This window comes from Martinezella tropici, assembly GCF_008370325.1.
GTDB lineage: Bacteria > Pseudomonadota > Alphaproteobacteria > Rhizobiales > Rhizobiaceae > Rhizobium > Rhizobium tropici_B.
In genome coordinates this window covers 228,697-243,475 of record NZ_VNIP01000010.1, presented here as the reverse complement: position 1 = coordinate 243,475, position 14,779 = coordinate 228,697, and the positions used below count along the sequence as shown (strand labels likewise).

Sequence of the window (14,779 nt, the reverse complement as noted above, 5' to 3'; positions counted from 1 at the left end):
CAAGCTTTACAAAATTGTCATGAAAGAAAATTATTTCTATAAATCAATTGTTTAGCAGCGGTGCTAGCTGAGTGCTGCCAAAGGCGGCGCCTTGCGCGCCGCTTTTCTGAATCAGCGCTTGAGGTGCCGGGTCAGCCGGCCTTCCATTCGCGCCCAGCCGTTGCGCATGAATTCGACGATCACCAGATAGAAGATCGCCGCCCAGAGATAGATCTGGTAGTCATAGGTGCGCGAAAACGCGTAGCGCGTCTCGCCCATCAAGTCGTAAACGGTGATGATGGAGACCGTGGCAGAGCTCTTGATCAGCAGGATGATCTCGTTGCCGTAGGGGCGCAGCGCCACGATGAGCGCCTGGGGAATGATGATCTTGCGCAAGGCTATCCATGTATGGATGCCGAGGGCATTTGATGCTTCCCTCTGGCCTTTCGGCACGCTCTGGATGGCGCCACGGACGATTTCGGTCTGATAGGCTGCCGTGTTCAGCGTCATGGCGAAGACGCCACAATAGAAGGGGTCCTTGAAGAACCACCACAGGCCGATATCCTCGAAGAACCAGCGGAAGCTCGGAAAGCCGTAATAGACCATGAATATCTGCGCCAGCAGCGGCGTGCCGCGAAACAGATAGACATAGCAATAGGTCAGCGTGCTCAGGACCCTGTTGCTCGACATGCGGGCAAAGGCGAGCGGGATCGACAGGATCGCGCCGAGGATGAAGGATATGGTGACCAGCTTTACCGTGATCCACAGACCGTGCAGAAGCCGCGGTCCATAGGTTGCGAGCTTGTCGACATCCCAGCCTGTCACGATCATCGCGAGGAGGGAGATGCCGAGGATCGCCCAGAGTGTCAGGAATAAATATCCGACGATGCGCGCCTTGGATAATTTCCTGGTGGTCTGGGGCGGCGCCGGCTGCGCAGCTATCAGAACTTCGGCATGGCTCATCGATGAACCTCCGCACGTTTGGCCCATCGATCGAGATAGAAGAGGCCGACCGAGGAGGCGACGGCCAGCGTCAGATAGAACAGGCAGGCAATCGAATAGAAGGTGAAGGGCGCCTTGGTGGCGCGCACGGCGATCCCCGTTTGCCTGATGATATCGGCAAGCCCGATGATCGACACGTAGGATGTGTCCTTCAGCAGGTTCATCCAGAGATTTCCGAGGTTCGGCAGCGAGATGCGAACGAGCTGCGGTATGATGATCAACCGCATGGTACGCACGCGATGGAAGCCGAGTGCATCGCCGGCCTCGTACTGGCCTTTCGGGATCGCCTTGAAGGCGGACAGAAGCACTTCCGAGCAATAGGCGGAGAAGACGATCGCCAAGGCGACCATGCCCGCGGCGAAGGCATTGATTTCGACAGGCCCGTTATAGCCGAATTTGGCGAGCAGCGATTGTAGCAGGATCTGCAAGCCATAGTAGATGATGAACAGCGTGAGCAGCTCGGGCAAGCCGCGGAAAATCGTCGTGAAGACGCCAGCGGCAAGGCGCAATGGCTTCTCTTCCGATTGCTGCGCCAGCGCGACGAAGAACCCGATGACGATGCCGAGCGGCAGCGTCAGGACGGAGACGGCAATGGTGATCTTCAAGCCACCGGCAAGCTCATCGCCCCATCCCGTGTCGCCACAGGCGAGCATCGTATTTTGGCCGAACAGCGTGAATAGTCCGGCCGGACCACACAACGGGTCAAAAATCGTACTCAACCAGGTCCACACGGAACCGAGGGCGGAAAACAATCCGCTCATGCTGCATTTCCCCTAGCGGCTTTTGCCGCGTTTCTGCTTATGTTCGTCTCGTTGTCAAACAAAAACGGCGGAAGGGCAAGCTTCCGCCGTCGTCTTTTCCCAGGGAATCGACGGGCGATCAGTCGCCGTAGACGTCGAAATCGAAATACTTGTCCTGGATCTTCTTGTAGGTGCCGTCAGCGCGGATCGCAACGATCGCGGCGTTCAGCTTGTCCTTGAGGGCGGTATCGCCCTTGCGGATGGCAATGCCTGCGCCGACGCCGTTGATGACCGGGTCGTTTTTCAGCGTGCCGAGCATTTTGCAGCAATTGCCTGCGTCGGACTTCACCCATTCCGACAGCACGACGACGTCATCGATGGCTGCATCGATTCGGCCATTGCTGAGGTCGAGCTTGTATTCGTCAGCCGACGGATAGAGCTTGAGCTCGGCATCCTTCAGGTGGGCGGAGGCGTAATTGGCATGCGTCGTGGAGGACTGTGCGCCGATCGTCTTGCCCTTCAGGGCTTCGTCGGTCGTTTCCTTGAGAGCAGAGTCCTTCGGAACGGCGATTGCCGGCGGCGTGTTGTAGATCTTGTTGGTGAAGTCGACGATCTTCTCGCGCTCGGGCGTGATCGACATGGACGAGATGATCGCGTCGAACTTCTTGGCCTGCAGGGCCGGGATGATGCCGTCGAAATCCTGGTTCACGAACGTGCACTTGACCTTCATGTGATCGCAAAGCGCATTGGTTATATCGATGTCGAAGCCGACGAACTTGCCACCGGCGTCGAGCGATTCGAACGGCGGGTAGGTCGCGTCGGTGCCGAACACGATCGAGTCGCCGTCGGCAAGCGCCGCACCGGCGACAAGCGACATCACGGCGAAAGACGCAGCGGCAAAAAGACGAGTGGAGATGCGCATATTGACCCTCTCTGTTGGCGGCCGGCAGCTCTTTATTGTTGATTGGCAGACGGCTCGAGTGGAGCAGGCCCGTGGCCTGCCTTGCGGCGATATTCGTACTTTTTTTTCGAAAAATGCAACTGGAATTACGAGGACGGTGGTTGCCGCGCGATCGCGCGGCGATACGAATGCGCTAGCGCCGCATGGTTTAGGCCGAAACGACCTAAATCTGAAACCGCGCCAGAAACAAATAGGTAGAGCCTGATGTCGTCTGAAAACTGCTTTCACTTTTCGGCATCATGCCCTGGCGAGAATTCTGAACGTAAGCCGTCCGGCGCATTCAGCCAGGGTTAATTACGGCTACCTAATAGTTCGGGAACATATAGTGGCCTGCCGCGATTCAGCCTCATCAGAACCGAAAATCGGCCGGGATCTTGAGGCATCGGCATGCCTGCTGAGATTCGCAGTTCGGCGGACAAAGATCATAAGAGGAGACCCCATATGGGAAAGCGATCCAGACTATTTGCCAGCGCCGCGTTTCCGCTGCTCTCGCTATCGCTCGCATTCGAGCCGGCGGCGGCTGCGGCGTTTCGCGAACAGCCCATCGCGCCGCTAAACAACGGTATTACGGCTGCCGCCAATTCGAGTTTCGAAGTTGCGCAGCAGGAGGCTCCGGCCGCCCAGCCGGAGGAAGAGCCGCAGCTCAAGCGCAAGAAGCCCGCCGAGGGCGGTGAAGGTGAGCCGCAGGGCCAAAAGCATCACGGCGAACCGGCAGAGCAGGGCGGTGGACAGCAGCAACATCAGATGAAGCAGGCCGCGCCTGAGGCCGAGCCGCAGCAGAAGGCGCCGAAGGTGCAGCCGGAAGCTCAGCCGCCGAAGGCGGAGCGTCAGCAGCCCGCGGAGCAGGAGCAGCCGAAGCCTCAGCGCCAGCCGGCCGCAGAGGCCCAGCCGGAGCCGAAGAAGCAGCGCCAGCAGCCGGCGGAGGAGCTTCAGGCTCAACCCGAAGCCAAGCCGCAGCCAAAGGCCGCGGCCCCTGAAGCGGAGCCGGAAGTCAAGCAGCCCAAGCCGAAGGCGAAGCAGCCCCAGGCAGAGCAACCGGCCGAAGCTCCGCAGCCGAAGATCAAGCAGCAGCAGCCCGCCGAGGAAGCGCAGCCGAAAGCCAAGCCCGAGCTGAAGGAGCAGCCGGCGCCGGCCCAGAAGGAGGCTCCCACCGCCCAGCAGCCGCAGAGCCAGGAAGCCCAGCCTGGAAAGCAGGCGCAGCCGGAGCAAAACGCTCATCCCAAGCAGCAGGGCCAAGCTGGAAACCCCGCGAAGCAGCCAACCGAACAGCAACCGGCGCCCGCGGGCGAACCTTCGCAGGGTCACAAGGCCCAGCCGGGGACAGAGGCGCAGCCCGGTACGCAGGCCCAGCCTGAAGCTCAGCCCGGAACGGTGGTAACGCCAGGCGCCCAGCAGGGGCAGAAGCAGGGCGGCGACAAAACCCATGGCAAGCAGCCGCAAAACCAGCAGCAGGGCGAGCAGCCTAGCGCCAATCCGCAACAGCCGGCCCAGAAGGGCGAGCCACAGGGACAGCCAACACAGACCGGCAACCAGGTAGCGCCGCTGCCCGGCAAGCAGCAGCCGACGAACGGCGCCGAGGCGCCGGCTCAGGGCAGTGCAACGCCGGCACCGGCCAATGGCACCGGCCAGCAGGCCGGCGAAATCCAGCTGCCACCGGCCGAGCAGGTCTCGCCGCAGGAGCTGGAGCGCCGCAAGAAGATCGCGGAAAACCCGGCTTCCGCCACCGGCCCCGTCATTCTGCCGGTTGAAAACGGCAGTGCGGTTCTGGACAGCCAGAAAGGCGCGGTTCGTCGGGGCGAGCATTTGAACAACGGACAGAACCCTGCTGCGCCTGGCACCCAGGGCGGACAGGTCCAGCCGAACGGGCAGGTGCAGAATGCTCCGGCCCAGCAGCCGCCACCGGCTTACACCAAGCCACCGACTTCCGACGCCGAGGCGCAACGCGCGGCGGCAGGCGGTCAGCCGCAGCCGCCGATCAAGATGGAGGCTGTGACCAGCGAACAGGGCCGCCGGATCGATCGCCGACCGGATTTTGCCCCGCCGCAGGGTACGACGTACCAGACCATCATCAATCAGGACAACCGTACGGTCGTGAATGTCGACAACACCTATGTCGTCCGTCACGACGATACCGACCGCTTCGTCCGTGGCGGCGAACGGCCGATCTACGAACAGCTGCAGCGGGACCGCTATCGCGAGACGATCGATCAGCCCGACGGCGATCGCGTCGTGACGATACGCAATCGCTACGGCGACATCGTCCAGCGCTCGCGTATCGATGCCAGCGGCCGCGAATATGTGCTGTTCTACTCGCCGGAACTGGAAGATCGCCCTGACAATGACGATTATTTCCGCGACCCGGGCGACGATCTGCCGCCGATGCGCCTGCTCATCCCCTTGAGCCAGTACATCATCGACACCGCGTCAAACCGTGATGCGGACTATTACGACTTCCTGCGCGAACCGCCGGTCGAGCCGGTCGAGCGTATCTATTCGGTCAACGAAGTCCGCTATTCGGCTCGTATCCGCGACAAGATCCGCCGCATCGACCTTGATACGATCACCTTTGCGACGGGGAGCGCCGATATTCCGATGACCCAGGCGAGCACGCTGCGCGGCGTGGCCGACGGCATATCGAAAATCGTCAAGCGCGATCCGACCGAAACCTTCCTGATCGAGGGTCATACGGATGCCGTGGGCTCGGCGGAGAGCAACCTGATCCTCTCCGACCGTCGTGCGGAATCGGTCGCCAATGTTCTGACGGATGTCTATGGCATTCCGGCAGCGAACCTGGTCACCCAGGGATATGGCGAGCAATATCTCAAGGTGAATACGCTTGGACCGTCGCAGGAAAACCGCCGCGTCACCATCCGCCGCATCACGCCGCTGGTGCGCCCGGTTGCCTCCAATCGGTAAGCACTAGCCTACATCTACGCCAAGGGGCCGCCGGGAGACCGGCGGCCCCTTTATTTTGCAGGTTTGCCGAGGCCGACGATGGCGGCAATGAAATCGGCGATCGCGAGGGTATCGTCGAGATCGAAAACGGAGAGCGAGCCGGCGTCTCCCACCGAGTGATCGGCGGCAATGGCGACGATATGGGGATCCTGCGGGGCAAGCGGCTCGCGCTTGGCAGCTTCCAGGCGGCGCGCTTCGATCTTCGGGATGGGCTCTCGCTTGTAGCCCTCGATCAACACGAGGTCACAAGGGGCGAGGCGCGCCAATATGTCTTCGAAGCTCGGCTCCGGGTCGCCGCGCAATTCATGCATGATGGCATAGCGGGTGCCGGAAACGATGGTAACTTCGTGCGCGCCCGCTTCGCGATGGCGGAAACTGTCGGCGCCGACCTTGTCGATATCGAAATCATGATGCGCATGCTTGATCGTCGAAATCCGATAGCCTCGCCGGGTGAATTCCGTGACCAGACGCACGGCAAGACCGGTCTTGCCGGAATTCTTCCAGCCGGCAATGCCGAAAATCTTCGGTCGGGATTTGGTCATGATGCGCCTTCCAACGCCGCCAGCCATGTCTCCGCTTCGAGCAGCTCCGCGGGCGTATTGATGTTGAAGAAAGGGTCGAGCGGACCAATCCGCGTTTCGACTACAGGAAATTCTACCCGCCGGACCCTGTGGCGCGCGAGGAAATCCCTGACGCGCCGCTTGTCGTCCGAAACAATCCATGTTTCCAGATCGGTAGCAGCAGAAACCGGCCAGAGGCCGAAAACCGGATGGTCCTGTCCGAGGGATGCGGCAATCGCAATCTCATCGGGACGCTCGACGGCATAGGCAAGCTGCGCGATGAGATCGAGCGGGAAGAAGGGGCTATCTATCGGGATCGTGGCGACATGCGAAGCCTGTGGATAGTTGCGTGCCGTATCCTGCATCGCGGCAAGTACGCCGGCGAGAGGGCCGAGTTTGCCAGCAATTTTGTCCGGTACCAGCCGTATCCCCATGGTGTCGGGCCAATCGGCGTCCGCATTCAAGGCGATTGGCTTGCTTTGGCACTGCGCAATCCGCGAGGAGATGCGGCTGATCAGGCTTTCGCCGCCAAGCAGAGCGAAGGCTTTGTTCGCGCCCATGCGGCTCGACCGGCCTCCGGCTAGAAGGACGACCGGAATATCCTCTGCGTTCGCGATGAAACTGGACATGATCGGGACCTCAGGCCGGGACGCGCGGTTCTGATTCCTGCGCGACGGGATCGACACCGCGTCGTTTGCTTTCCCGATAGAAGGTATAGATGCCGGAAGCGATGACAATCACCGCGCCGAAGATGGACCAGCTATCCGGCACCTCGTCGAAGATAATCAAACCGAGCAAGGCAGACCAGATGAGGCTCAGATAGCGGAACGGTGCGACGAAGGAGATTTCGCCGGTGCGCATCGCCAGGATCACCGCCTGATAGCCGATCAGCACGAGAACGGAGGCCAACAGGATCTGCATCAACGACGTCGTGCTCACCGGCTGCCATCCCCCGAATGGAACGATGCACAAGGCGCCGAAGACGGATATGGAAATTGCGGTGCAGAAGGTGATCATCAGCGACGGCACCTCTTTGTCGATGCAGCGCGTCGCCAGATCGCGGGCGGCGGTGGCAAACATGCAGGCGATGACGAGCAACGCAGCCGTGGTGAAACCCTCCGGACCAGGCCGGATGATGATCAGCACACCCATGAAGCCGACGCCTATCGCCGTCCACCGCCTCCATCCCACGGGCTCCTTGAGAAAGATCATCGCGCCGAGGGTAACCGCCAGCGGCACGGCCTGCTGGATGGCGGCGGCATTGGCGATGGGCATCATCCCAAGAGCGGTGATGTAGGTCGCGGCAGCGATTGCCTCGCAGGCGATGCGCAGCGCGATCATCGGCTGCAATATCACCTTCCAAGAGCGCAGGGAGCCCATCTTGCGAGCCAGCAGATAGACGAAAAAGCTGGTGAACAGGCCACGGATGAAGATGATCTCGCCGGCATTCATCGTGGCGATAACCGTTTTGGACAGCGCATCGCCACAGCAAAAAGCGGCCATGGATGCCGCCATGAAGAGCGCGCCCTGGGTATTCTTGGTCAGTCGCATAAGATAGATGAGTCCCCCGATATCTACTCTGGATTAGCGCTGTTTTCCGCAAATTGGAATCGATTGTCCGCTTGCGACGGCCGAATTCGATTGTGCGTTGCGGTAGAATCGTTGCGCATGGAATGCAGCTTTTTCGGCCCGTGGTCGCGGAATGATACAGCGGTTGCAGATTTTTTGCCGATACAACGGCTTTTAAGCGGGCGATTAATTCTTATTCAATCTTATTTTCCGACGCTCGCTGCGGTTTTGCATGAGGCAGAAGCACTTACCGCAGCGCAGCAGGAATGACGATCCCGCCTTCGCCGGATATTTTTATAATCCAGTTGAGGCGCCGCATGTTTTTCATTGATCGTCTTCTGCAAGGCCGTCGGATTGTCACCAAGGTCCTCATTTTCGTGGTGCCTCTGGTGGTCCTCATCGCCGGCGTCGGTCTGGCCGGCTATCACACGGCCAATATTCTGAACGGCCACATGACCGTGACGCGCGCGACGATTGAAAATATCAGCGACTTCGAAAACCTGCAGGCCGCCTTGCAGGAGTTCACCGCTTCGCCTTCGGAGGAAACGCGCCAGGGGCTGGCGGCGAAGATCGATGCCCAGGAGCAGGGCGTGCACCGGCTGAGCGGATTGCTGAGCGGCGACCAGCGCGCCAAGATCGTTCCGGTCAGCGAGCTTGCCGCCAAGATGCGTTCGCAGCAGGCCACGCTCTGGGCTATCAGGCAGAAGCAGGACAGCGATGTCGGCGCCATCCAGAAGGCGGTGCAAAACATCGAAGCGACGGCCAAGGCCGCCGGCAAACAGATCGACATTATCCGCAAGGATTTCAGTGACAAGGAAACCTTCGCCAAGGAACTGCTTTACGATGCCGCCGCCTATAAGGGGCTGTCGGAGAAGATGAGCAATCTGCGCATCCAGGTGCAGATGGCTGCCGATTCCACCGAAGAGATTTCGGATGCGCGCACCTATGCCGATGCCATTCTAAAGCAGGTAAAGGTTTCAAAGGCTCTCGTATCCAAGCGCGGCACCGCGCTCGTCGCGAACGCTTCAGATGCCGCCGACAAGCTTGATGCGGTGTTGAAGGGGTCAGACACGCCAGACCAGAAGGTCGAGGCGATGGGCCCGGTCCTGCAGAGCTTTGTGAAGATCGAAGGCGAGATGACCTTGCAATCGGCCAAGAACAGCGACACGGCGGCCGATCGCTTCGTCAGCCTGGACAAGATCATCGACGGCCAGAAGGAGCTTCTGGACCATGTGGATCAGGCGCTCGGTATCGTCGATCGCCTGGCGCTGCACGCGTCGCGCATGGAAAACGTCCGCGATGGCGCCTCGCGCGATCCCGTGCTTGCCGATCTCAAGGACCTGCAGACCGTTGCAGCCCGGATCTCGGAACTTGGCCAGACGAATGCCACGATGCGCGATTTTTCCGCCCACATGAAGCCGCTGATCGACGGCCTCACCAACGGATCGGCCGATCTGCTGCAGACGGCGACGGACTGGAAGGCGACGCGCGTTCAATCCAACGCCTTGCTGGCCGACGCCATGACCTCGTTGCGCGGCTTCGTCGCCCAGGCGCAGGAACTCGGCAAGGAAGACAGCGAGCGTTCGGCCAATGTCTCGGTCATTGCCATGATCGTCGGCACGCTGCTTGCGATCGTCGGCGGCCTGATGCTGGTGGAAACCCTGCGCGGCCCGCTGAAGCGCGTGACCGAAATCATGACGCGCCTTGCAAGCGGCGATCTGGAAGTTGCGATCGACGGGCGCAATCGTGGTGACGAGATCGGCGACATGGTGCGCTCCGTCAGCGTCTTCCGTGATGCCGCGCTCGAGAATGTCAGGCTTGAGCGAGAAGCGGAGAGCGCGCGTGCGCTTTCCGCCGAGGAATCGTCCCGCCGCGCCGCTGAGCGCGCCCGCATCGAGGCCGAGCAGAAGCAGGCGCTCAATGCCCTGGCGGATGTTCTTGCCAAGCTTGCCGACGGCAATCTGGAGGAGGGCATGCGCGAAGATCTGTCGGCTGACTTCGTGGAAATGGCTTTCACCTACAATCATGCGGTCGAAGCCCTGCGCGAGACCCTGACGGACGTTCGCGACACGGCCGAGGAAATCAAGGGCGGTACGGGCAACCTCGCCATGTCGGCCGACGATCTGGCGCGGCGCACCGAGCAGCAGGCGGCCGCTCTCGAGGAAAGCTCGCGGGCGCTGCACCGCCTCAGCGACGTGGTGCGCTCGACTGCCGACCGTGCGCGGCAGACGGCGACCTCCGTCAACGAAACGCAGGCCTATGCCACGCAATCCGGGGAAGTCGTCGCCAAGGCCGTGGGTGCCATGAGCGAGATCAACCGGTCGTCAGAAAAGATCGCCACGATCATCGGCGTCATCGACGAGATCGCCTTCCAGACCAATCTCCTGGCGCTGAATGCCGGCGTCGAAGCTGCCCGTGCCGGTGAAGCGGGTCGCGGCTTTGCCGTGGTGGCGCAGGAGGTGCGCGAATTGGCGCAGCGCTGCGCCAATGCGGCAAAGGAGATCAAGGGCCTGATTTCGGCAAGCTCCTCCCAGGTGCAGAACGGTGTCCGCCTGGTCGAGCAGACCGGCGCTGCACTGACCGAGATCATCGATCATGTCACTGGTGTCCAGAAGCTTGTTGCCGATATTTCGTCGGCGACCACAGAGCAATCGACCGGTATCGAGGAAGTCACCCGCGCGGTGTCCGAGGTGGAGCTCATCACGCAGCGGAACGCGGCCATGGTCGAGGAGAACAATGCCGAGATCCATGGCCTGCGCCAACGCGTCGACATGCTATCCGAAAAGATCGACCGCTTCCGGACGGGCGAGGGCGAGGCAGGTTACGCGAATTACAGCAGCGCTGATACGCGCTATCGCGCCGCCTAAAGCTGCCGTCGTCCAAGGACCGTGGGGAATTAAAGCATCGGGCTCATGGTCCGGCGCTTTTTATTCAAGTCTTCTATGGCGTTGGTCGAATTGCCGGCAAATTAGCGGCCGAGATGGAATGTATCTCCGTCGGCGGGGATCAGCAGCCGGGAGGCGGCGAGACCGCCAGCGTCTGCGGCTTGGCGAAGGTCCTGCCGCGTGACGGTTGCGTGATCGAGCGCTTCCATATGGGTCGCGACGACAGTCGCTTGCGGTGCGAGACGGCTGACTTCGAGCGTCTGCTTGTCATCCATGACGATCAGATCCCCGTCCCAGCGCGCGCCGCAGGAATGCGTGATGATGATCTCCGGCGAGATCTGGCGGATCGTTTCCACGACCGGAGGATAGAGCACCGTGTCGCCGGCCCAGTAGACGGTGGGTTCGCCATCAGCCTCCAGGGTGAAGCCGATGACAGGCCCCATTTTCTCCACGACCGGTCCGACGCCATGGCTGCCTTGCCGCGGCGTGATCGTCATTCCCTGCCATACGGTCGATTGGGAAAGGGGCGTGACATCCGCGAAACCAGCCTCGCGGATTTTCACCTCGTCGCCCGGCTGACAGAGGATCGGCAGAGATTTCGGCAGGCGCTCTTTCGCCACAGCATCGAAATGATCGGTATGCAGATGCGAGACGATCACCAGTTCGACGCCCTCGAGGATGTCGTCGATCGAGCGCGGTAGTTCCGTCATCGGGTTGGGAGAACGTCCGGTAAAGGACGGGAGACTGTGGCGTGGCGCGAAATAGGGGTCGATCAGCAGAATATGGCCGCCATAGGTGACCTTCAGCGTCGCGTTGCGAATAAGCTCAAGCTGCATATTTGATGTTCTCGGTGGGATTTAGCCGCCGGTGACGCTCATGTGGCGTGCGACTGCCGGCCGGTTGTGCGTGCGGTCGATGATGAAATCGTGGCCCTTCGGCTTGCGGGTAATCGCCTCGTCGATCGCGGCATGGAGGAGCGCGTCGCTCTCGCTCGCGCGCAGCGCCGTGCGCAAGTCGGCCGCATCGTTCTGCCCGAGGCACATATAGAGCGTGCCTGTGCAGGTGAGCCGCACGCGATTGCAGCTCTCGCAGAAATTATGGGTCATCGGCGTGATGAAGCCGAGGCGGCCGCCGGTTTCAGCAACCTCGACATAGCGGGCCGGGCCGCCCGTCTTATAGGGAATGTCGGTTAGGGTGAACTGACGTTCCAGATCGGCGCGCAACTGTGAAAGCGGCAAATACCGGTCGGTGCGATCCTCATCGATCTCGCCCATGGGCATCGTCTCGATGACGGTAAGGTCCATGCCGCGACCATGGGCGAACCGCAGCAGTTCCGGAATTTCCTCTTCGTTGAAGCCCTTGAGCGCAACGGCATTCAGCTTGATCTTCAGGCCGGCTTTTTGCGCCGCATCGATCCCCTCCATCACCTTGGAGAAGTCTCCCCAGCGCGTGATGGTGCGGAATTTGTCGGGGTCGAGCGTGTCGAGGGAAACGTTGATGCGCCGGACACCGCAGTCATAGAGTTCGTCGGCGTGGCGGGCGAGCTGCGATCCGTTGGTCGTCAGGGTCAGTTCATCGAGTTCGCCGTTTTGGACGTGCTTGCCGAGCTCGCGCACCAGGAACATGATGTTCTTGCGCACCAGCGGTTCGCCGCCGGTGAGCCTGATCTTGCGCACGCCCTTGGCGATGAAAGCGGAACAAAGCCGGTCGAGTTCTTCGAGCGTCAGCAGATCCTTCTTGGGCAGGAAGGTCATGTTCTCGGCCATACAGTAGGTACAGCGAAAATCGCAACGATCCGTGACGGAAACGCGCAGATAGGTGACGGCGCGCCCGAAAGGGTCGATCATGGGGGCCGCATCCGCCTGAATCGGTGATGCGTTGCCTATGCTGCCGACGATGCTGTTCACTCATGCCTCCATTAGACGTCTAATGTGGGCATAGGCGATTGTTGCGTCAAGGAAAATGCTTCTCGATTACACTTGCGCGTGAACGAGCGGCGGCCTAATTCTCGAAAAGACACTGAAAGGCATGGAAAAACCGATGAGCGACGTTTGGCCGACCGAATTGCGGGTCTCGAAGGACCGCCGTCACCTCAAAGTGACATTCGACGATGGCGCGAGCTTCGATCTGCCGGCGGAAATGCTGCGGGTGCTGTCGCCCTCCGCCGAGGTGCAGGGGCATGGACCGGGGCAGAAAGTCACCGTGCCCGGCAAACGCAATGTCGGCATCATGTCCATGACGCCGACCGGCAACTACGCCGTGCGCATCGGCTTCGACGACATGCACGATACGGGCATCTTTACCTGGACCTATCTACGAGAACTCGGCGAGAAGGGCAGTGAGCTTTTCGCGGCTTATGAGGCCGAATTGAAGGAAAAGGGTCTCAGCCGCGATGCGGCGGGAAGGCCGCACTAGCGCGATCACCATCACAGGAAAGAGGGGCTAGGCATGATCCTTGGGGGTAGGGAAAACTGGCTTCGCGCCAAGGGCAGCAAGAACGAGAGCAAGGTTTCCTTCGTCGAGCTGTTTTTTGATCTGGTTTTCGTTTTTTCGATTTCGCAGCTTGCACATTCACTGGCCGAGCATTTCACGCCGATCGGCGCGCTGGAAGCCATCATGCTGATCTTCGCGGTATGGTGGGTCTGGGTTTTCACGGCATGGGTGACGAACTGGCTGGATCCGGATCGGATGCCGGTGCGCATCATGCTGTTCACGCTGATGTTTGCGGGGCTTATCCTCTCCGCTGCGATCCCTGAGGCTTTCGGCGAGAAGGCCATTTATTTTGCCGGCGCCTATGTCTTCATGCAGGTCGGTCGGTCATTGTTCACTGTCTATGCTTTGAAGAACGTCAGCACGGCCAATCATCGCAATTTCCTGCGCATCACCAGTTGGCTCGTCCTATCCGGCATATTCTGGATTTCCGGCGCCCTGCTGGAAGGCGAGACTCGGGTCATATTTTGGCTGATCGCTCTCATTATCGAGTATTCGGCGCCTGCGCTCGGGTTTCGGGTGCCCGGTCTCGGCAAGTCGACGACCGCGGATTGGGACGTGTCGGGTGCGCATCTCGCAGAACGCTGCGCCCTGTTCATCATCATCTGCCTCGGCGAGGCGGTGCTGCAGGCCGGCAAGACCTTTGCCGAGCAGCCGGTCACGCCGCTGATCGTGGTTGTTTTCATTACGGCTTTCGTCGGCACGGTCGCTCTTTGGTGGATCTACTTTCAGTTCGGCCATGAAAGGGCGGCTCACCGTATCGAGCATGACGACACGCCTGGAAGCCTCGCGCGACAGGCTTTTACCTATGCGCATATTCCTATTCTCGCCGGCATTATCCTTAGCGTCGTCGGCGACGAATTCCTGTTCGCGCATCCGCATGAGCAGGCCGACATGCATGCCGCAGCCGCCATCCTCGGCGGCCCGGCCGTGTTTCTGATCGGAAATTTGTGGTTCAAGGGTGCGACCACCGGCCGGCCGCCATTGTCGCATATAGCGGGTCTCGTCGGATTGGCGCTGCTGCTTCTCACCCTGCCGATGGTCGTGGTCTACCAGCTCGGCATTCTCGCCACGGCCGTGCTTATCGTCGTGGCGATCTGGGAGTTCGCATCTCTCAACCGGGTCGTCCCCTCGGCGCGATCGGCCGGAGATCACTGATCGCCGGCGGGTTCCAGCGGTTGCCGTTCTTCCTGCATCAGAAGGCCGACGATCCGCTCCATATGCACTGCAATGGCTTCGCATTGTTCGATCGGCGCGTCTGAGAGCATCCGGTCGATGAGGGCGGTTTGTATGGTCATGGCTTCTTCCGTGACACGCCGGCCCTCTTCGGTCAGATAGAGGCGCAGCACGCGCTTGTCTTGCTTGTCGCCTCGGCGTTCGATCAGCCCGCGATTTTCCATCTGTGGCAGAAGCATGCTCATATTGGAGCGGCCGACCAGCAGCTTGCGGGCAAGTTCCTGCTGCGAAATCCCTTCGAAACGAAACAGGTTGACGAGAATGTCGAGATGCGGCGGCTTGATGTCGAGATGGGCAAGGGCCCGTGCGAGCGATTGCTGCATCAATTGGCAGGCGCGCGCCACGGCGATCCAGCTTCGAAAACGCGGATGGTCCCAGGGAAGGAGTTGATTTTTGTTCATC

The 14,779-nt window shown here is 60.7% G+C and carries 13 protein-coding genes; 4 read left to right on the top strand and 9 right to left on the bottom strand.

Going from position 1 to position 14,779, the window contains the following annotated elements; translation table 11 throughout:
- Positions 1–111: 111 nt before the first annotated feature.
- The 3 genes from FP026_RS19995 to FP026_RS19985 form a co-directional block, all read right to left on the bottom strand.
- On the bottom strand, positions 112–942 hold the full coding sequence (locus tag FP026_RS19995; protein WP_149636355.1) for an ABC transporter permease: 831 nt from the start codon (positions 940–942) through the stop codon (positions 112–114).
- Complete coding sequence (locus FP026_RS19990; RefSeq protein ID WP_149636354.1) at positions 939–1,742, bottom strand: ABC transporter permease; 804 nt, start codon at positions 1,740–1,742, stop codon at positions 939–941. Before FP026_RS19990 ends, FP026_RS19995 begins: the two co-directional genes overlap by 4 nt.
- 118 nt (positions 1,743–1,860) lie before the next feature.
- Entirely contained in the window at positions 1,861–2,643 is a 783-nt protein-coding gene (locus FP026_RS19985) for a lysine/arginine/ornithine ABC transporter substrate-binding protein (protein WP_149636353.1), read from the bottom strand.
- A 480-nt stretch (positions 2,644–3,123) separates the two neighbouring features.
- Between FP026_RS19985 and FP026_RS19980 the strand changes: the two genes are divergently transcribed.
- The gene (locus tag FP026_RS19980) at positions 3,124–5,598 is read left to right on the top strand and encodes an OmpA family protein (RefSeq protein WP_149636352.1); all 2,475 of its coding nucleotides are present in this window, start codon (positions 3,124–3,126) and stop codon (positions 5,596–5,598) included.
- A gap of 50 nt (positions 5,599–5,648) precedes the next feature.
- Here the strand turns inward: FP026_RS19980 and mobB are convergent, their stop codons facing one another.
- Genes mobB through FP026_RS19965 form a run of 3 tightly spaced genes read right to left on the bottom strand, consistent with a single transcriptional unit; the run spans position 5,649 to position 7,748 of the window.
- On the bottom strand, positions 5,649–6,179 hold the full coding sequence (gene mobB / locus FP026_RS19975) for a molybdopterin-guanine dinucleotide biosynthesis protein B (RefSeq protein ID WP_149636351.1): 531 nt from the start codon (positions 6,177–6,179) through the stop codon (positions 5,649–5,651).
- Positions 6,176–6,826 carry a molybdenum cofactor guanylyltransferase MobA gene (gene mobA, locus FP026_RS19970; protein ID WP_149636350.1) on the bottom strand — a complete coding sequence of 217 codons (651 nt, stop codon included), beginning with the start codon at positions 6,824–6,826 and terminating at the stop codon, positions 6,176–6,178. The genes mobB and mobA overlap by 4 nt, the downstream gene beginning before the upstream one ends.
- Before the next feature lie 10 nt (positions 6,827–6,836).
- Positions 6,837–7,748 carry a DMT family transporter gene (locus FP026_RS19965; protein WP_149636349.1) on the bottom strand — a complete coding sequence of 304 codons (912 nt, stop codon included), beginning with the start codon at positions 7,746–7,748 and terminating at the stop codon, positions 6,837–6,839.
- A 335-nt stretch (positions 7,749–8,083) separates the two neighbouring features.
- Between FP026_RS19965 and FP026_RS19960 the strand changes: the two genes are divergently transcribed.
- Positions 8,084–10,633: a methyl-accepting chemotaxis protein gene (locus FP026_RS19960; protein WP_149636348.1), complete on the top strand. Its 2,550-nt coding sequence runs from the start codon at positions 8,084–8,086 to the stop codon at positions 10,631–10,633.
- Positions 10,634–10,734: 101 nt separating this feature from the next.
- Here FP026_RS19960 and FP026_RS19955 read toward each other — a convergent pair whose 3' ends face one another.
- The gene (locus FP026_RS19955) at positions 10,735–11,487 is read right to left on the bottom strand and encodes an MBL fold metallo-hydrolase (RefSeq protein ID WP_149636347.1); all 753 of its coding nucleotides are present in this window, start codon (positions 11,485–11,487) and stop codon (positions 10,735–10,737) included.
- A gap of 21 nt (positions 11,488–11,508) precedes the next feature.
- Positions 11,509–12,498: a GTP 3',8-cyclase MoaA gene (moaA, locus tag FP026_RS19950; RefSeq protein ID WP_432444138.1), complete on the bottom strand. Its 990-nt coding sequence runs from the start codon at positions 12,496–12,498 to the stop codon at positions 11,509–11,511.
- 193 nt (positions 12,499–12,691) lie between these two features.
- On the opposite strand from moaA, the gene FP026_RS19945 reads away from it, so the two are divergent.
- Together FP026_RS19945 and FP026_RS19940 are read left to right on the top strand one after the other, a co-directional pair.
- Positions 12,692–13,066 (top strand): gamma-butyrobetaine hydroxylase-like domain-containing protein, encoded by a 375-nt coding sequence (locus tag FP026_RS19945; RefSeq protein WP_149636345.1) that lies wholly within the window; start codon positions 12,692–12,694, stop codon positions 13,064–13,066.
- A 33-nt stretch (positions 13,067–13,099) separates the two neighbouring features.
- Positions 13,100–14,299 carry a low temperature requirement protein A gene (locus tag FP026_RS19940; protein WP_149636344.1) on the top strand — a complete coding sequence of 400 codons (1,200 nt, stop codon included), beginning with the start codon at positions 13,100–13,102 and terminating at the stop codon, positions 14,297–14,299.
- Here the strand turns inward: FP026_RS19940 and FP026_RS19935 are convergent.
- Positions 14,293–14,778: a MarR family winged helix-turn-helix transcriptional regulator gene (locus FP026_RS19935; protein ID WP_149636343.1), complete on the bottom strand. Its 486-nt coding sequence runs from the start codon at positions 14,776–14,778 to the stop codon at positions 14,293–14,295. The two genes, FP026_RS19940 and FP026_RS19935, sit on opposite strands and share 7 nt — an antisense overlap.
- Between the last annotated feature and the right edge of the window lies 1 nt (position 14,779).